Consider the following 17,585-nt stretch of genomic DNA (forward strand, 5'->3'; position numbering starts at 1 on the left):
GATGAGTAATTTAGATTAATTACGTTCAGGAATATTCCAGCCCAATTTTCTAGCAGTATCAGATCGGAAACAGGCAGTATCGCCAGCTCTGTCCCGACAAACTTGGGCATTCAACCAATAAGGTTGACTCCATTTATCCCATTTAATGTTGGCAGTAGCATTAATTATTTTTGGTCGATTTTCTGATTCTGAATCAACAGAGTCTGAGTCTCCACCTCCTGCTTGTGCTTTTGTACCTAAAAATAAAATAGTCAATTGCAAAGCGATTAAAAAAGTTAATCGCCATAAAAAAAGTGCTGACTTTGACATTGGAATGAATTTAGCTAAGAATGTGATCGATTTTCGTTATTGCCTTGGTTATTCCACAATTGGCTTCCCATATTTCTAATATCTCAGATACAAGTTGGCTTGACGGCTCAGTTTGGCTCATTCTTTTAGCTCAGTAAATAGCTCACTAAATGCTTCACTGCTTCTGTTACTGAACCAAAGTGAGCTAAAATTGGCTCAGAGCAAGCAATTTTAGGATAATGGTGAAGTATGGCTGATAAGCTGAGGGCATCAGAACAGGGGCTAAAAATTGTTAAGGAGGCTAGACGCAAGAAACGCTGGACTCAAGAAAAGTGGCGGCAAGCTGCTTTTACCTCAATCTCAACGTTGAAGCGGTTTTTGAAGGGAGAGCGGATTGATCGAGATACTTTTATAAATATTTGTGAGGTGGTGGGTGTTAAATGGGAAGAAGTTGCTGAACCCAGCGAAATTCAGGAAACAGATTTACCTGTGGTATCTGTTGCCAGCACAACACCTTCACTGGAAGACCAAATTAACGTATTACCACTACAACCAATTGACGCTTACAGCAAAAACCAGCGTGGGATATGGATTCCCAATTTACGATGCCGAAAGGTGTGGGGAAGAGAGAGTTTCAGCGAAGATGTGTTACATCGGCTAAACGACCCGCAAGAAGCACCTATCCTCTCTCTATGCGGTAGTGCGGGGTACGGCAAGACAGAAGTAGCCTGTAAAGTTGCTATGGCAGCAGTGCGTAACAATCTCTTTGCGGATGTGCTATGGGTTAAAGCAAGAGACACTGAATTTTCAGATGGTAAAATCAGCCAGTCAGCACGAGATGAGGCGCTTAGTTGGAATCAGTTACTTCAAGAGATTGCCCATCAACTAGATGGCTGTTCGGTAAAGCGAGTTCACCAGCGCATTAAAGAAGAAAAGAGGCTGATTGTACTAGACAATGCTGAAACCGCACAACTTGAGGAAATTTTACCCAAACTTAATGAAATGCTTAACCCTAGTCGGGTATTACTAACCAGTCGCTTCCAAACGAATGCTTCTTATGTTGGACTGATTAATATTCCGCCCTTGGAAGAGAACAGCTCTTACCAGTTGTTGCAAGATGAAGCTAAATACAAAAATGTACCTGCAATACTACAAGCAAACACAGAGCAACTTCAACAAGTCTATCATTTATCTTGCGGTGCTCCGCTTGCATTACATTTTATCGTTGGGCGTGTCTTTGACGATGGTACATTGGAGCCTGTGTTGTCGGCACTAGAACAAGCTGGCGGAGATGTTGAAAAAATTTACGAGTTTTCCCTAAAGACAGCTTGGCAGCGAATTAGCAATGTAACTAAGAACGTACTCCGTTACATGGGGAACTCTGATGCAGGTGTGACTTGGGAAGAATTGTCTGGTGCTAGACAGGTACAGGAATCTGACTGGATTGTAACGCGGCGCGAACTGGGGCGGTGGTATTTGATTGAAAAGGAAACAGATGCCAAAGGTAAACCGCGCTATAACTTGCATCCTTGGGTAAGACGCAGCCTGCGGGGAGGATTGGTAGATAAGTGGCAACTATCACTTCAGGAATGGGAACAGATCGCAAAATGGAAGTACGATATTGACTAATCCAGACAATTAAATGGAAAGGTAATTATGAATATAGATTTAACATTACAAGAAGAGAGAACCAATCTATTTAGTGCTTTGAGTCGGTGGACCGAGATGTGTTTATCACAAAATGATGAAAGTGAACATTCATTCAACTTACTATTTAAGGTGTGGGAAAAAGTTAGTGGAAAACTATGGTTTGAATGTTACTGGAACGATTATTTTCGCTGCGGTAAGATCGTTCTTAAAGCTGCTAGACATATAAATGATGTCAAGATTCAAGCACAGCTATTAGGTGAAGTGGGCTACGCTTGCATGGAAGGTGAAGATTTTGTCCGGGCTGAGCAAAATTTCCAGGAATCGCTACAGAAGTATCAATTGCTTAAAGAATTTTCAAAAGAATGTAAGTTGCTACGCTATTTGGGAAATTTAGCAAATCGGCAAAAGCAGTATGAACTTGCTTTAGAGCATTATCAACAAGCTTGGGATATTTTGAATACCAAGCGCAGTCAAATACCTATTGACGATCAATTGGCTCTTCATGAAGCAGAGTTACCAAATGTTATTGGATGCGTGTATCTTGAGTTGAGAGATTTTTCTGCGAGTTATCAGCAGTTTAATCTATCTCTAAAAAACTATCAAGTTTTGCTAGAAGATTATCCTCATAAGAGAATTCGATATCGCTACTATCAAACCGAGCTAATAATGAATTTGGGAAAATGTCACTTTCTACAAGGAGATTACGAGCAAGCTAGACGTTGCTATGAAGACTGCCTCCTAGTCAGCAGAGAAATTAGTCGCAATGATACAATAGCTAATTTACTACTAAGTTTAGCTGAGTTAGAAGAGGTAAAGGGCAACAAGGAAGAGGCTATAAAACTTGCAGGTGAAGCCGAGAATGTTGCTGGTACTGAAATTACCTCTGTACGGGAGCGAGCTGCTATTTTCAAGGAAAAATTGCTGTCAAAGACAATCTTTTGACCTTGGAATAGTGAGACTATACCGGATTTACTCTATTTCTAAATAGATATGGAATTAGATTTACCTACTAAACCAAAGCTTGCCGCTGAGCCTCCAACAATTCCTGAATCCCAGTTTCTGCCACATCCAAAATTTGATTTAACTGACTCCGACTGAAACTTCCTGCTTCCGCAGTTCCCTGAATTTCGATGATATTCAAATCTCCATTCATTACCACATTACAATCAATTTCCGCCGCCACATCTTCAAGATAATTCAAATCTAAAAATGGCTCGCCTTCCAAAATTCCCACAGACACGGCCGCGACTTGGCGAATCAGGGGCGATCGCACTAAATCACCTTTTTGCACCAACTTATTCAAAGCATCAGCCACAGCCACAAACCCGCCAGTAATTGAAGTCGTGCGAGTCCCCGCGTCCGCTTGCAAAACATCCGCATCGACAAGTATGGTGCGTTCTCCCAATAGTTGCATATCCAAGCACGATCGCAAACTGCGCCCAATCAACCGCTGAATCTCTTGAGTGCGTCCCGATAATTTCATAAATTCCCGCTCTTGTCGCTGCGGCGTAGAACCAGGCAACATTCGGTATTCCGCTGTTAGCCAACCTTGTCCGGTATTCTCCAGAAATCTCGGCACTCCCGGCTTGATTGTAACGCTGCAAAGTACCTGAGTATCGCCACTTTTCGCTAGCACCGATCCGCTAGCAAATTTGGTAAATTCTCGATCGAAACTAATCGGACGAAGTTGATTTGGTTGTCTGCCGTCAGGACGCTGGAAAGACATAATATTTAGATAATTGGTAATGGGGAATTGGGAATTAAAAATTTGGAATTGGGGATTAATCTTTCGGATTTTTTTGATTCGTTAAATATGCAGTCATTCCCATCTAAAATCTAATATCTAAAATGCTATGACTATTTGACCTTAGCCTCGATCAATTGGAGAATATCCTGCTGGACTTGTTCTGGGGATTGGTCGCCATTGACAGTTAACAGTTTGTTGCGGTATTCGTAATACTCTAAAAGAGGAATAGTGCGTTCGTGGAACAAATCGAGCCGACGCTGTAAAATTTCAGGATGGTCATCCGATCGATCTCGTTCGATCGACCTGCTCCGCAAAACCTCGATCGGCACTTTCAGCCAAATTGCCCAATCTAGTTCCTGGGCCAACTCCTCTAATAAAAAATCCAATTCCTCAGCCTGAAACGCCGTTCGCGGATATCCCTCCAACAGCCAGCCATTAAAGACATCCCACAGCAGCAGCCGGCGACCGATAAATTTAATCAAAATTTCATCGGGAACTAACTCTCCTTTTTCGACATAAGGCACCGCCAATTTGCCCAAGTCTGTTTCACCTGCGATTTCCGCGCGGAGAATGTCCCCTACTGCAAGCAAAGGAATGCTCAAATTGCTGCACAATTGCTGTGCCTGAGTTCCCTTTCCCGCTCCTGGCCCTCCCAGAATCACCAATCTCACAGTACCTGCTCCTAGTGCCGCGACATTCAAATTTTACGCGATGTGCGTACATTTTCTTGAGAGTCCTGGACGCAGCAAGACTCTCATCACCTTGGTTTTTCACCCTATGACTGTATAACTGTCGCGCTCCCGGCGGATTTTGGTAAAAAAAACTGGTTTCTGCGTAAGTGGTAATTGAGTTCCCAAATCCCACAAACAACTGCGAATGCCACTGGCACTAGCTTTTGACAACTTGTATATCTAGCGTTCGATCGGATATGCACTCGGCCCAGTACACTATATATTGTCAAGCAGGCTTCAGGCACGCCAAGGTCGGAGCTGCACTCAAGACTTAGTTGCTGATTAAATATTGCCCTATGGTTGCTCAGTTACAAACCCCTAAACTCAATTTAACCCACAGCTTGCCCTACACAGTTCAAGGGCTGGTGCAAGTCTTTACAGGTCCGCACCGCTGCTTTTTTACCAGTGTCATGGCTCAGGCGCTCCGAATTGCAGGACAGGGAGCTCCGGTGCTGGCGGTGCAGTTCCTCAAAGGGGGAATTAATCAAGGGCATCAGCATCCGGTGCGGCTGGGGCAAAATTTAGATTGGGTGCGCTGCGATTTGTCACGCTGCATTGAGAATGCTGATTTAGATGAGCTGGAGACGCGATCGATCGAACAATTGTGGCAGTACGTTCAAAATGCGGTGCGGGAAGGCCGTTATGCGCTAGTTATTCTTGATGAATTGAGTTTAGCTGTTAATTTGGGCTTGATTCCCGAAGCAGAAGTGCTGGGATTGATTGACAGCAAGCCACATCATTTGGATATGATTTTTACCGGGCCATCCATGCCCCAAAGAATTTTGGATGTTGCCGACCAAATTACTGAAATTCGCCGCAGTTAAGGACAATGATTCCATTTGCGATCGCCTTTTTTGCGGTCGCATTTTGTATGTAAAAAAAGAGGCGATCGCTTAGCTCAAAGAGCGATCGCACGCCGCTCAATTTAGCAGCGACATTACGCTTGAACTACCGGATCGAACACAACAGTCAATCGATCCGCCGGAACCATCCGCTTGAGAATTTTCAAGTGACCGTCTGCATCAGACCAACTGCGAAACTCACCCACAACCACCTTTTCCACATTTGGAAGCGAGCGAACTACAGTCCACGGCTTGAGACGTTTTTCTTGCAACATAATAGATATATCTCCTTGGTAAATTGGAGCCAAAGCCAGTCCCCATGCTTTGCCATGGCCGAGGACTGGCTTTTGACTTTGTAAACTTGCCCTTCTCTAAGAACATAGCACAAAAAAAATAGTTTGTGATTATATCTTATTTGCCGCTTTTTTTATACCTAATTTCTACATAACCTATGATTAAACTCAAAACTTGTTAACTCTTTAATTCGCAACTCAAAACTATTTAATTATTAACACTTCGACTTGGCTTGGGGTGCAGCGTGACTAATAAATTCTGCCTTCTGCCTTCTACCTTCCTTCTACAAATCCCGCCGCGACAGCAGAAACCAGACCCCACCCAAACCTAAAACACCGCATAAAACCCCGCCTTCCCACCCAAAAACAGTCCCCCCTGGCAAATGTCCAGGCTTGGCCTTAGAAGTAAAATTCAGCTCCGAATAGTATACCCACTGGCTGTTAACCCGCCAACCCACTCGATCGCCAAACTTCTCCCAAACATTAGCATCATAAACACCAGCCCTTCCCCCCGACTTTACCCACAAACCCTTTTGCACAGAAAAACCGAATCTGCGGTGACTGTGCCGAACCCAAAGTTGATCGATAGTCTGCAAATCCTTAGCTGGAAACTTCCTAATATCTTCCTCGCTCAAATAACCCCGTGAAATTTGCTGCATAGCCTCCAGCATTTTTACAGAAGTTTCCTCATCAGCACCCCGCCAATTTTTAGCCGCCAGCAGCCTTTCTAACTGAGAATAATCAATCCCTTTTTCCGACTCTAAATTTACAGAAACTACCGGAGTCTCAGTCACAATTTGAGTCGAAACAGAAGAACTAATAACAGTTGCCTGCTGCAACTTTTTCGGCGGTCGGATAACAAGAATAGGAGGTTTTAAAGCCTCCAAAACTTCTACGGCAGACTTGTAGCGGTCTTTAACATATTCCTGAATCAATTTATCCAAAACCTGACCTAAATCCTGGCTAATTTGCGTTCCTTTCGGCAAAGCCTCCCTCCAAAGCCAGCGACCTTCAAGCGGGTCGTAAAGGTCATCGTGAATGTCCCCGTAGATATCGAGATAAGGCATAACAGAAGTCAGCAAGCGAATGCACGTCACCCCCAAACTGTAAAGGTCGCTAGCAGGAACCGCCTTACCGTGACGCTGTTCGAGAGCCGCATAACCGGGAGTTCCTAACTTAGTTCCCGTTTGGTTAGGAGAAGCTGTTACTACCTGTTTGGAAACTCCAAAATCTATCAGTACCAACTTGCGATCCCGAGATCTGCGGATCACGTTCTCAGGCTTAATATCGCGGTGAATTACATTTCTATCGTGAACAAACTTCAACAAAGGCAACAAATCTAAGAGCAGTTCCCTAGTTTTGACTTCGCTATAAGCACCGTAGTTTTCTAACTCATCTTTTAAATTATTGCCATCAATAAACTCTTGTACCAAATACAAGCGCCCATCTTCCTGAAAATAAGAAATTAACTGAGGTATTTGCGAGTGTTTCAGTTCATAAAGCCGCCTTGCCTCTTGTTCAAACAGTCGAACATACTTTTTAAAATGACCGGGTTTCCGCTGAAATTCTTGAGGGGGCGACAACTGTTTGATCACGCACAATTCCTCAAATTTTCCATGATTAACAGCTCGAAAAGTCCTGCCAAATCCTCCGTCGCGCAGCGGCTCAGTTGCTGCATAAAGGTCTTTTAGCAGCAGCTTTGAACCACAATTAAGACAATACTTTGTGCCTGGTGGGTTCTGACGCTTGTCTCTTGGGCAATCGAGATTAAGGCAGTATGTCATATATTAAAAAAATGCGAACAAAATTATAGTCAGGATTTCATATTATTCAAGAGTCCGATCGCGAGCTGGTTTTTTGTTGAGGCGAGACCCCGAACCTTACCGAGGCGGCAGCCACCCTCGCCCTCTGAGAAGGCGCTCTCGCCAGACTGCCCCTGAGCAAGTATAACTCTCTTGAGGGTTTGAGCTCAAACTCGAAGTCCAAATCTAACCTTAAACTTCGATAGGTGCAATACATTTGATTTAGCGGTCAAATAGCCAGGAGATTAAACAGAAATAGTAATTTATTCTCCGCCTAGTTAGCTTTGCAACGCCGAAAAAAAACTTAGGATTCCACCTGAGATATAATTTTATTGCTACAGAGAAGCAGACTGACGGGAGCTGCTGCTTCCCTCAAGTTCAATCGACCTTAATATTTTACCCGTATAAAATTTTACCTAAGCCCGCCCAATCAACAATCCAAAATTCCCCAACAAACCCACGTTAAAATAGATACTAGCTGGCTCGATCGCAATCCGAGCCAGACAGAAAATTATCCCGTTTTTTCCTGTTTCCTTTGTTCAGCTATTACCAGTTACATTTATTTCGCTCGGTCAACTTAATTAGGAACTGCCAGTGACACCAAAATTACAGCCCTCTCCAACTTCCAAATCCCGCAAAGAATCGCCAAAAGTACCCTGGTTTGAGCGGTTCATGGCACTGGTAGCCCTAGGAAATTTAAGCTTAGTATTATTTGACATAAGTTATGTCCCCTGGCGAGATTTCTACTTCCGGCAACTGCCAGTTCTAACTCAAGTATACGACCCATTTAAAGGAATTAAACCCCACCGAGACACCCAGAAATATCTAGAAACCTTAGAAGAATTAAAAAGTCAAGTAGTGCAAACAGGCTTGCCCTCTCCCCAAGTAGCAGCCAAATTGCAGGAAATAAACAATCTGAGCGCGAAAATGATCGAGGAAGATCCCTTTCGAGTAGCATCAAAAAGCGGCACCCTTGAAAAAATCAAAGACCGGATGCGCGATCGCGCCCCGAATCCCCAAGACTCCGCCAAACAATCATTCCAAACATTTTGGAGCCAAGACTATTTAAACAAACAAGGCTGGCAACAAGAAATCAAGTGGTTTGACACCAAAATCAAGCCATTAATCGCCACCAACTATTACCGCGAGATCGGAGACAACGGCGAATTTACCGACAATTTCTGGCAAATAGACCTGCCATTTATTGCTATATTCGCGATCGAATTTCTAGCCCGCACCTACTTCATCAGCCGCCGCCACCGCAGCGTTACTTGGCGAGCAGCCATGCTCTGGCGGTGGTACGACATCTTCCTGCTCCTACCATTCTGGCGCTTGTTGCGAGTATTACCCGTCACAATTCGCATCCACCAAGCCAAAATCCCGGATCTCCAATCCATACGCACCCAAATCAGCCGAGGTTTCGTCGCCAACTTCGCCCAAGAATTGACCGAAGTAGTAGTAATTCAACTCATCAACCAGATGCAACAATCAATTACCACAGGCGAACTAGCTCGTCAACTATTTCAATCCCAAAAACAGCGCTATCTAGACATAAACAATATCAATGAAATAGAAGCGATCGCCACGCATCTAGTCCAAGTAACCGTCTACAAAGTCCTCCCCCAACTCCAGCCCGACCTAGAAGCCCTCCTGCGGTACAATATAGAAATATTTCTCAAACAATCCCCCCTTTATCAAGGATGGAAGCAAGTACCCGGACTGGGAAACCTGCCCGCACAGCTAGCAGAGCAATTAGTTGCAGAACTATCCAAATTAGTCACACTCGGCCCCCAAGATGCCTACGAAGCCTTCAAAATCGCCAGTGAAGACCCCATCGGCACCAAACTCTCAAGCCAGCTAGTCCAACATTTCGGGCAAGCTTTGGGAGCCGAACTGCAACAGCAGCAAACCTGGCAAGAAATACAACTGCTGCTGTGCGACTTCCTAGAAGAGTTTAAAATCAACTACATTCAGCGGTTGAGCGAAGAAGACTTCGAGAAAATTTTAGAACAAGCCAAAGAACTGCAACGGATAGCCCCGCGTTAAGCTAACCGATATTGAAGGAAGTTCGGCAACTGATTTAACGGATGGATTTTCAGGTTCGAGGTTCGAGGGAAGTTCGCTAACGAAGCAGTGTAGGGGATTTAACTGATTTATGTAATGAATTTAACCGATGGATGTTGAGGCAAGAAGGAAGATTTTCCCAACTTTCCTCCTCTGTTCAACTCCCCCACTCCCCCAGTCACCTCTTCAGACACTCCCCCCGGCGCGATCGGTTTGTCAGTGGGCGGGCGATCGAGCTAAACTGAGAAATGAGGCCTGCCTTCGATCGGAGGGAGTCCTCAAACTTCTTGGAAGAAAGTGTTTTACCTAGGAGTGGGTCAAGCCCACTTTTTTTGTTGCATTAGTCGCAGGAAAAGAACTCAGGGCGTCAGACTTGCAAGTTGAGGACTGCTCTAGTAGGGGTAATCCCCCCGTGATAGCCCCGGCAGGGATGTTGCGTAAAGTCCCAAAGTTGAAGACAAAAGTCGCAGCGACCCCATAAAACCACCTCAAAGCCAAGCAATCTCAACACCAAATTTTTCCATGCCCGTGTCCGAGTTCAGGAGTTTTAACTTAAGTATTCGATATGACTCATCCTCTAATCCCACAAATCATTGACTTAGCTACCCCCGTTGCGGAAACACTGGGATTGGAAGTAGTGGGAGCAGTGTTTCACACCAACCAAAATCCTCCCGTCTTGCGGGTAGATATTCGCAACCTCCAGCAAGACACAGGTTTAGCCGACTGCGAGCGGATGAGCACAGCCCTCGAAGCCGAGTTAGACGCATCCGAAATCATACCCGACGCCTACGTGCTAGAGATTTCTAGTCCCGGCATATCCCGATTGCTCAGCAGCGATCGAGAATTCATTACCTTTAAAGGTTTCCCCGTGACAGTCAAAGCCACCGAACCTGACTCGCGAATCAAAGAGTGGAAAGGACTGCTCGTGGGCCGGGATGAAACAGCGGTTTATCTCAATCAAAAAGGGCGACAGGTTAAAATTCCCCGCCCTCAGATTGTCAAAGTTGAACTAGACGAAGGCAAAGAGAGGTAAAGGGAAGTTTTGAATTTTGAGTGCGTGAGTTGGGAGTTATAAAAACTATAACTACGGGTTAAAGTGAAACAAAAAAAGGTTATAACGCCTATTTAACCCAATTGAATTCTGTAACTAATTCCTCATCACTCATCACTTACCATCCGCAATTACCAATTACCAGTTACTTATTACCCAAGCAAAAAAGGAGTGTTTTATATGTCAATGGTTCCCCTGCCCGGACTAAAAGAAATGGTCGAAGGTATTAGCAAAGAGCGAAATTTACCCAAACACGCCGTCCAAGCAGCCTTGCGAGAAGCCCTGCTCAAAGGATACGAACGCTACCGCCGCACCCAAAAACTCGACCACTTCAGCGAAGAATACTTCGACAACTTTGATGTAGAACTCGACGCTGAACAAGAAGGTTTCCGCGTTTTAGCAAATAAAACTATTGTCGAAGAAGTCATCAATCCCGATCACGAAATCTCACTTTCCGAAGTGCAAGAAGTAGCCACCGAAGCTCAGCCTGGGAGCATCGTACTCGTAGACGTAACACCAAATCAAAAAGAATTTGGTCGCATGGCCGCTATCCAGACCAAACAAGTCCTGGCTCAAAAACTGCGCGACCAACAGCGCAAAATGATTCAAGAAGAATTTAAAGATTTAGAAGAAACCGTTCTTCAAGCAAGAGTGCTCAGGTTTGAGAGGCAGTCGGTAATTTTAGCAGTCACCAGCAGTTTCGGTCAGCCAGAAGTAGATGCCGAACTCCCGAAGCGCGAACAGTTGCCCAACGACAATTACCGCGCCAACGCTACATTCAAGGTTTATCTCAAAAAAGTAGGCGAAGGTTCTACTAGAGGGCCGCAGTTACTTGTTTCTAGAGCCGACGCAGGTTTGGTGGTTTACCTGTTTGCTAACGAAGTACCAGAAATAGAAGACGGGGTGGTGAGGATTGTCGCCGTAGCCAGGGAGGCAAATCCGCCATCCCGGCACGTCGGCCCCCGGACTAAAATAGCAGTTGATACTCTCGATCGCGACGTAGACCCCGTAGGAGCCTGCATCGGAGCGCGGGGATCGCGGATTCAGGTAGTAGTCAACGAATTGCGCGGCGAAAAAATCGACGTGATCCGCTGGTCTCCAGACCCGGCAACCTATATTGCCAACGCTCTAAGTCCCGCTAGAGTAGATGAAGTGCGTTTAGTTGCTCCAGAAGGCAGGAGAGCTCACATTTTGGTCGCTGAAGACCAACTGAGTCTTGCCATTGGCAAAGAAGGTCAGAACGTCCGCCTCGCAGCCCGCCTCACCGGTTGGAAAATCGATATCAAAGATATTGCTAAGTACGATCGCGCCGCCGAAGACACCAAATTGGCAGCAGAAGCAACCAGGCTCGAAGAACTAGCAGGCGACTACGACGCAGACGAAGCATCAGACTTCGACGGCGACGAGGAAATAGCAGAATTTGAGGAAGAGGAGGCAGCCGCCACCGAGGAAACCGAAGCCACAGTCTAACAACTGCGACATTCACACACACGATTTTCCCGATCGGGAGACAATCAGGACTTGTCCCCTACTCCCCCCCTCTCCCCCTACTCCGATGAAACCGAACTACCGGTGCTGTGCAAGTTGTAGAAAAATAGCTCCTAAGGAAGCTTTTTGGCGAGTTGTCAGGCTCTATCCTTCTCATCAGGTACAATTAGATCGCGGCCTCGGTCGTTCCGCTTACCTTTGTCCGGAAGCAGAATGCCTCAAAGCAGCTCAGAAAAAAAATCGACTTGGGCGATCGCTCAAAGCGCCTGTGTCTGACGAACTGTACCAAACACTTTGGCAGCGTTTAGCCACATCTGACTGTACATCTTACTCTGGCCGGGCCGGACGAAAAACCGACAAGAGTTCGGCATCGACTGTATAAACCCTCTTGGCAGCCCTACCAGTAATTACCGGTAGCGCCAGCTATAAAACCCCAATCCGATCTGCCCACCAGTCTGGAAAGATTTGTGTCAGATTAGATAAGGGTAGGGTACTAGCAGAGGTATCCTCAAGGTGGAAAGGTAAACTTTGAAGCTTGATTTGTGGCTGTTGCCAAAATTCAGACTTTAGAGTTCCAAGTTCCAAAACAGACTTGAGAATTCTCCAACCGCAGACTTCAGCAAGTTGCATCTTTTAGATAAAATTGCTGAGCGAGTACCAAAACCCCGATTCCTGACACTGAATCAATCACAGCGAATGATGTCGTCATTAGAACAAAAAATCAAAATGTAAAAACTGGTTGGCACAAAAGAGGGCAGAGTGGATGAACAACGGCAAAGTAAGAATTTACGAATTATCACGGGAACTAAATTTGGATAATAAAGACATCTTGGCAGTTTGCGAGCGGCTCAATATTTCAGTCAAGAGCCACAGCAGCACAATTACAGAATCCGAAGCAGAACGCATTCGCAAAACGGCGGAAAAATACGTAGCCAGCAGCCACTCTTCCCCCGGCAAGCCAGCTCCCCCCGAAAGAGCAGCAGCGCCATCTAGAGAATCTGGCCCTCACCCTAACGACCAACAAAAAAAGCAGCAAATTTTAGAAATACGCAGTCCAAAAGTACGGCAGGCTGGTGCAAACTCCCAGCCTGCGGGCAACGAGGAGAAAAAAGACCAGTCGGCGGCAACCGTGGCAACTCCTCCCAAATCGCCCGCAGCTCAACAACTCCAGCCTCCCGCTAAACCAAATATCAATCGACCTGTACTGTCGAAGCCAAATGTGGCTGTCTCGGCTGCTCCGTCAGAAACAGTGTCGGAAACAGGGTCGGAAACTGTAGGTGCGATCGCCCCGGAAACCAGCGCCCAGGCTCAGACACCTGCGGCACCTCAACCGCCGTCGGAAAAGGCTCCGGAACGCACCCAGCGCCAGCAGGTACCCCCTCCCGGGCCCTCGGCAAAACTCACGTCGCCGCCAGTCAGACCGGCGTCTGAGTCGGCTAACCGCACCCCACAAAATCTGGGAAACAAGCCGGTACTCAAACTTGCCAAAACCGAGCAAGAGCAATCAGAACAGGCAGAAACTCTGGAAGCGCCGGCTAAACCGAGTCGCCCCAGCAGACCCGCACCGGGAGCTACCGAATCTCGCGACGCGCAAAGACCGCGCCGAGAAGGCGCTGGCGGCCCAGTAAAAACTCCACTTGCCGATCGACCCCAGCCCGGTGGCCCGCGCCGGAGCCTGGCCCCCGCAACGTCAGCTACCGGGCTGCGTAGCCGCGGCGGTGACACCGGAGCCATAGGGGATGACACTGATGACAATGAAGAAGATAATACGCCGTTGCTGGAGATTCCTCTCCTCGAAAGGCCCTCCCTCCCTCGTCCTGCCAAAAAGACATCGGTCATTTGGGAAGAAGATGATGACGAAAACTCAGATGCTGCCAAAGCTGCCAAGGCAGTTAAGGCAAAACGTTCTCGCCTCAAACCCATAGACGAGGATGACGATGACTTAGAAAACGGCTTGGATCTGCCAGCACCAGTCACGGTCAGCCTGTCCCTAGCCCGCCCAGCTAAAGCGAAGGGACAAGCAGCACCCAAGTCAACACCAACTCCCGGCGCACCCGGAAGCAGCGGAAAAAATAAGAGACCAGGCCCTTCTCACGATAAGAGTTCTTCTTCAGGTTCCAGCGGGGGACGCGGCAACCGGGGCAAAACAGCCGAAGCTAAGGTAGAACGTCCAGAAAAACTGCTGCTGAGCAGGCCGATGACCGTTCAAGAACTAGCAATTACTTTGGCTGTTCCCGAAACCGAAATTATTAAGCGGCTCTTCTCTAAAGGCATTGCGGTCAACATTACCGAAACCCTGGACATTTCAGCGGTGAGAATGGTAGCCGAAGAAATGGGCGTAGAGGTGGAAACCCCAGAAAAAGCAGCCCCAGCACTCAAAGTGATCGAGATGCTGGATGCAGCCGATTTGGAATACCTCGAACGCCGTCCGCCAGTGGTAACGATTATGGGACACGTGGATCACGGCAAAACTACCTTGCTTGACTCGATCCGCAAAACCAAGGTGGCTCAAGGAGAAGCTGGGGGGATTACCCAGCACATCGGTGCTTACCACGTGGATGTGGAACACGAAGGCAAGAGCCAGCAGGTGGTATTTTTGGATACGCCGGGGCACGAAGCCTTTACAGCGATGCGGGCTCGGGGAACTCGGGTTACGGACATCGCTATCTTGGTGGTGGCGGCGGACGACGGGGTGCGACCTCAGACAATTGAAGCTATCAGCCACGCCAAAGCGGCGAAAGTGCCAATTGTCGTTGCTATCAATAAAGTAGACAAGGAGGGCGCTCAGCCGGAACGGGTGAAGCAAGAGCTGACTGAGTACGGCTTGGTCGCAGATGACTGGGGCGGCGATATCACGATGGTTCCAGTCAGCGCTATCCGAGGCGAAAACCTGGATACGCTGTTGGAAATGATTCTGACAGTCGCGGAAATGGAAGACCTCAACGCCAACCCGAACCGACCGGCTAAGGGTACGGTGATTGAAGCTCACCTCGACAAGGCAAGGGGGCCTGTGGCAACTCTGCTGGTGCAGAACGGTACTCTGCGAGTGGGCGATATTGTGGTCGCAGGCTCGGCTCTGGGCAAGGTGCGGGCAATGATCGACGACCGGGGCGATCGCGTAGATCGAGCAACTCCATCCTTTGCGGTGGAAGTGCTGGGGCTGCGGGAAGTTCCTCGCGCGGGAGACGAGTTTGATGTCTTCCAAAACGAAAAAGAAGCAGCGGCGATCGCCTCTGGAAGAGCTACATTCCAACGAGATTCGCGCCTCCTGCAAGGCGGCCGGATCAGCCTCAGCGGCTTCTCTCAACAAGCTAAAGAAGGCGTTCTCAAGGAACTAAACTTGATCTTGAAGGCAGATGTTCAAGGCTCGCTCGAAGCAATTGTCGGCGCTCTGACTCAACTTCCTCAAAAAGAAGTTCAACTCAGACTGCTGCTATCTGCTCCTGGGGAAATCACAGAAACGGATATTGACCTCGCCGCAGCCAGCAATGCTGTGATTATCGGGTTCAATACTACTCTCGCCAGCGGCGCTCGCCAAGCGGCCGACCAAGCGGGCGTAGACGTGCGGGAATACAGCATCATCTACAACCTCTTGGATGACATTCAAGGGGCGATGGAAGGCTTGCTGGAACCAGAACTGGTGGAAGAACCTCTGGGAAGCGTGGAAGTGCGCGCTGTCTTCGCGATCGGTCGCGGGGCTGTGGCTGGATGTATGGTACTCTCTGGTAAAGTCATCCGTAACTGCAAGGTGCGGGTGCGCCGTAGCAACAATGTCGTTTACGAAGGCGTCCTCGACTCCCTGAAACGGATGAAGGAAGATGCCAAGGAAGTCAATGCTGGCTTTGAATGCGGCATTTCTTTGAGCGGGTTTAGCGACTGGGCGGATGGCGATATTATTGAAGCCTACCGGATGGTTACTAAGCGGCGGACTCTATCTCAATAGTTTTGAGCTTTGAGTGTTGAGGTGGAAGAGAAGTTTTGAGCAAAGGCAATTAAATTGCCTCTACCTCCCAACTATTCTCTTCACTCAATACTCAAAAAGTCATCACTCGCAACTTTGGTTTTTAACTTAAAATTCAAAATTCACGCATTCAAATAGGACTTACGGAAAGAAACCGGGTTTCTTCCCGTAAGTCCTCGGTTTGACAGCTAGATATGTACTCCTCACACCGGGTTTCTGGGTCAAGAGTGCGTCCGAGACTCTCAAAACTAAAAATTCAAAAATCAAAACTCATAACTATTTAAAGTGCGTTCTTTTTGGTCAGATCCTTTCTTGTGGATTCACCTTTCTGGGGCGGCTGCACTGCCGATTTTCCTGGGACTGTGCTTGCTGGGACTTGCAGTGGGTTCTCCCCTGCTTCCTGTATGGTTAGAAATGTTTTTAGTGGCTGTAGCAGGTATTGTTCCTGTGCTGTGGATGCAGTGGTTCCGCCCTTTTTACATTTTTAGTATTTTAGTTGTGGCGGTGAAACCGCAGAATTTAACTAATGCGCAGCACCGGATTCTGACTCGGTTTAAAACTAAGTTAAATCAAGGACTAGCTCTTTTTGTCGCTCTTTTACTGGCAGTAATTTTGTGGCAGCTCTACCGATTCGCTCCCCTCGCTGCTTCGGTGGCTCCCTTTCCTCCTTCCTGGCGGTGGGCTGGATTGTTGTTGGCAGCTTCTGCTTTTTTAGCTAGCAATTTGTTTTTGCAGGTGTCTGCTAGTGTCATCGCTGTTTTGCTGACCCCGGAATCGGAATTTGCAGCCACAAAGCCTCATATTTTAGAAAAAATTCGGCAGGATTTTACGATCGCGGGTTGGCAAGTCGATCGACTTTTGCCGGCTTTCGCCGTCGAGACAACTGCCGCTGTGGCTCCACCCGCAGAGTCAATTGAACCAGCATCGGGCATAGGGAATTCGTCAGCCGGCAGTATTGTCAGCCCAAAAACTGCTGACACCAACGGCGTTACATCCCTACCCGAACAGTCGAGCGAAAAAAAGTGAAATAAAAAATTAAGATGGGTATAATTGTAGTTTAAGCTACCTTCATTTGGACAGATGTATGCTCTACAAAAATAGGTAGTGTCAGTCCTCTGATTGAGATTATTAATAGTCTTAATATTTAATTTTTAATCGCAGGGTGTGGATATTTTATATGGGCTATTTGGAGAGAAGAATCTATAATAGAGAGTGTCAAAGTAAGCTTTCAATCCTTACAGGGGATTAAAACAGAGGTATAACAATATGGCGAATTATCTACCGCTCGCACAAGAACCTAACGCCGCAGAGCCGATCGAGCTGTGCGCAGATTCTGAAATCTGGGGCAGTCTCAAATCCGCGATCGGCGCAAGTTCAGGATTTCAACGCTGGCAGCTAGAACTCAATTTTGAGCGCCAACAGGAAAATGCCACCATCGATCAGCAGGTTCGCTCCTATCTGCGGGAAACTTTAGAAACTTTGGCTTACTGAATGCCCTAAAAACCAAATATTGTAACGGTTTGTGAATTTTACAGGCAAATTCTGCTGGCATCCCCTCCAATATGGTATGTGAGTGCCGACAGTGAGTGCCGATCGCAACTTCGGACATCAAATTGCAGGGGACAGTATTTCTCGTTACTTAGTCGGGATTAATTCCGCATTCTACTT

Annotated in this window: 15 protein-coding genes; 10 read left to right on the top strand and 5 right to left on the bottom strand. The window is 47.1% G+C overall.

Translation table 11 applies throughout. The features are described from left to right. Positions 1–15 precede the first annotated feature (15 nt). A complete protein-coding gene (locus QUB30_RS06730; RefSeq protein WP_333330897.1) occupies positions 16–309 on the bottom strand; it encodes a hypothetical protein in 294 nt (97 codons plus the stop codon). 228 nt (positions 310–537) lie between these two features. On the opposite strand from QUB30_RS06730, the gene QUB30_RS06735 reads away from it, so the two are divergent. Both QUB30_RS06735 and QUB30_RS06740 read left to right on the top strand, forming a co-directional pair. Then, positions 538–1,917, top strand: a complete 1,380-nt coding sequence (locus QUB30_RS06735; RefSeq protein WP_333330900.1) for an NB-ARC domain-containing protein — start codon at positions 538–540, stop codon at positions 1,915–1,917. 27 nt (positions 1,918–1,944) lie between these two features. Continuing rightward, on the top strand, positions 1,945–2,880 hold the full coding sequence (locus QUB30_RS06740; protein ID WP_333330903.1) for a tetratricopeptide repeat protein: 936 nt from the start codon (positions 1,945–1,947) through the stop codon (positions 2,878–2,880). 67 nt (positions 2,881–2,947) lie between these two features. Here the strand turns inward: QUB30_RS06740 and rph are convergent, their stop codons facing one another. Beyond that, positions 2,948–3,664: a ribonuclease PH gene (gene rph / locus QUB30_RS06745; RefSeq protein WP_333330906.1), complete on the bottom strand. Its 717-nt coding sequence runs from the start codon at positions 3,662–3,664 to the stop codon at positions 2,948–2,950. Positions 3,665–3,795: 131 nt separating this feature from the next. Then, entirely contained in the window at positions 3,796–4,356 is a 561-nt protein-coding gene (locus QUB30_RS06750) for a nucleoside monophosphate kinase (RefSeq protein WP_333330964.1), read from the bottom strand. Between the two features lie 356 nt (positions 4,357–4,712). On the opposite strand from QUB30_RS06750, the gene QUB30_RS06755 reads away from it, so the two are divergent. Continuing rightward, entirely contained in the window at positions 4,713–5,240 is a 528-nt protein-coding gene (locus QUB30_RS06755) for a P-loop NTPase family protein (RefSeq protein ID WP_333330909.1), read from the top strand. Positions 5,241–5,353: 113 nt separating this feature from the next. Here the strand turns inward: QUB30_RS06755 and QUB30_RS06760 are convergent, their stop codons facing one another. Further along, the gene (locus tag QUB30_RS06760; RefSeq protein WP_332955199.1) at positions 5,354–5,533 is read right to left on the bottom strand and encodes a hypothetical protein; all 180 of its coding nucleotides are present in this window, start codon (positions 5,531–5,533) and stop codon (positions 5,354–5,356) included. Between the two features lie 302 nt (positions 5,534–5,835). Continuing rightward, complete coding sequence (locus QUB30_RS06765; protein ID WP_333330913.1) at positions 5,836–7,335, bottom strand: GUN4 domain-containing protein; 1,500 nt, start codon at positions 7,333–7,335, stop codon at positions 5,836–5,838. A 690-nt stretch (positions 7,336–8,025) separates the two neighbouring features. On the opposite strand from QUB30_RS06765, the gene QUB30_RS06770 reads away from it, so the two are divergent. The 7 genes from QUB30_RS06770 to QUB30_RS06800 all read left to right on the top strand — a co-directional run bounded on the left by QUB30_RS06770 (position 8,026) and on the right by QUB30_RS06800 (position 17,408). Beyond that, a complete protein-coding gene (locus QUB30_RS06770; protein ID WP_333330967.1) occupies positions 8,026–9,399 on the top strand; it encodes a hypothetical protein in 1,374 nt (457 codons plus the stop codon). A gap of 583 nt (positions 9,400–9,982) precedes the next feature. Beyond that, entirely contained in the window at positions 9,983–10,450 is a 468-nt protein-coding gene (gene rimP, locus QUB30_RS06775) for a ribosome maturation factor RimP (protein WP_333330916.1), read from the top strand. A gap of 198 nt (positions 10,451–10,648) precedes the next feature. Beyond that, complete coding sequence (nusA, locus tag QUB30_RS06780; RefSeq protein WP_333330919.1) at positions 10,649–11,938, top strand: transcription termination factor NusA; 1,290 nt, start codon at positions 10,649–10,651, stop codon at positions 11,936–11,938. Positions 11,939–12,023: 85 nt separating this feature from the next. Further along, on the top strand, positions 12,024–12,338 hold the full coding sequence (locus QUB30_RS06785) for a YlxR family protein (RefSeq protein WP_333330922.1): 315 nt from the start codon (positions 12,024–12,026) through the stop codon (positions 12,336–12,338). A 381-nt stretch (positions 12,339–12,719) separates the two neighbouring features. Further along, entirely contained in the window at positions 12,720–15,899 is a 3,180-nt protein-coding gene (gene infB, locus QUB30_RS06790) for a translation initiation factor IF-2 (protein ID WP_333330925.1), read from the top strand. 303 nt (positions 15,900–16,202) lie between these two features. Beyond that, positions 16,203–16,943: a low-complexity tail membrane protein gene (locus tag QUB30_RS06795; protein WP_333330928.1), complete on the top strand. Its 741-nt coding sequence runs from the start codon at positions 16,203–16,205 to the stop codon at positions 16,941–16,943. A gap of 240 nt (positions 16,944–17,183) precedes the next feature. Next, positions 17,184–17,408 carry a hypothetical protein gene (locus tag QUB30_RS06800; protein ID WP_333243376.1) on the top strand — a complete coding sequence of 75 codons (225 nt, stop codon included), beginning with the start codon at positions 17,184–17,186 and terminating at the stop codon, positions 17,406–17,408. The last annotated feature ends 177 nt before the right edge of the window (positions 17,409–17,585 follow it).

Origin of the sequence: Microcoleus sp. BROC3, assembly GCF_036702515.1 — a bacterium.
Lineage (GTDB): Bacteria > Cyanobacteriota > Cyanobacteriia > Cyanobacteriales > Microcoleaceae > Microcoleus.

Excerpts from the sequence above, each read along its gene's own strand:
- rph (WP_333330906.1), bottom strand. The coding sequence starts at position 3,664 with ATGTCTTTCCAGCGTCCTGACGGCAGACAACCAAATCAACTTCGTCCG.
- QUB30_RS06800 (WP_333243376.1), top strand. The coding sequence starts at position 17,184 with ATGGCGAATTATCTACCGCTCGCACAAGAACCTAACGCCGCAGAGCCG.
- rimP (WP_333330916.1), top strand. The coding sequence starts at position 9,983 with ATGACTCATCCTCTAATCCCACAAATCATTGACTTAGCTACCCCCGTT.
- QUB30_RS06785 (WP_333330922.1), top strand. The coding sequence starts at position 12,024 with ATGAAACCGAACTACCGGTGCTGTGCAAGTTGTAGAAAAATAGCTCCT.
- QUB30_RS06760 (WP_332955199.1), bottom strand. The coding sequence starts at position 5,533 with ATGTTGCAAGAAAAACGTCTCAAGCCGTGGACTGTAGTTCGCTCGCTT.
- QUB30_RS06755 (WP_333330909.1), top strand. The coding sequence starts at position 4,713 with ATGGTTGCTCAGTTACAAACCCCTAAACTCAATTTAACCCACAGCTTG.
- QUB30_RS06765 (WP_333330913.1), bottom strand. The coding sequence starts at position 7,335 with ATGACATACTGCCTTAATCTCGATTGCCCAAGAGACAAGCGTCAGAAC.
- nusA (WP_333330919.1), top strand. The coding sequence starts at position 10,649 with ATGTCAATGGTTCCCCTGCCCGGACTAAAAGAAATGGTCGAAGGTATT.
- infB (WP_333330925.1), top strand. The coding sequence starts at position 12,720 with ATGAACAACGGCAAAGTAAGAATTTACGAATTATCACGGGAACTAAAT.
- QUB30_RS06740 (WP_333330903.1), top strand. The coding sequence starts at position 1,945 with ATGAATATAGATTTAACATTACAAGAAGAGAGAACCAATCTATTTAGT.
- QUB30_RS06770 (WP_333330967.1), top strand. The coding sequence starts at position 8,026 with ATGGCACTGGTAGCCCTAGGAAATTTAAGCTTAGTATTATTTGACATA.
- QUB30_RS06730 (WP_333330897.1), bottom strand. The coding sequence starts at position 309 with ATGTCAAAGTCAGCACTTTTTTTATGGCGATTAACTTTTTTAATCGCT.
- QUB30_RS06735 (WP_333330900.1), top strand. The coding sequence starts at position 538 with ATGGCTGATAAGCTGAGGGCATCAGAACAGGGGCTAAAAATTGTTAAG.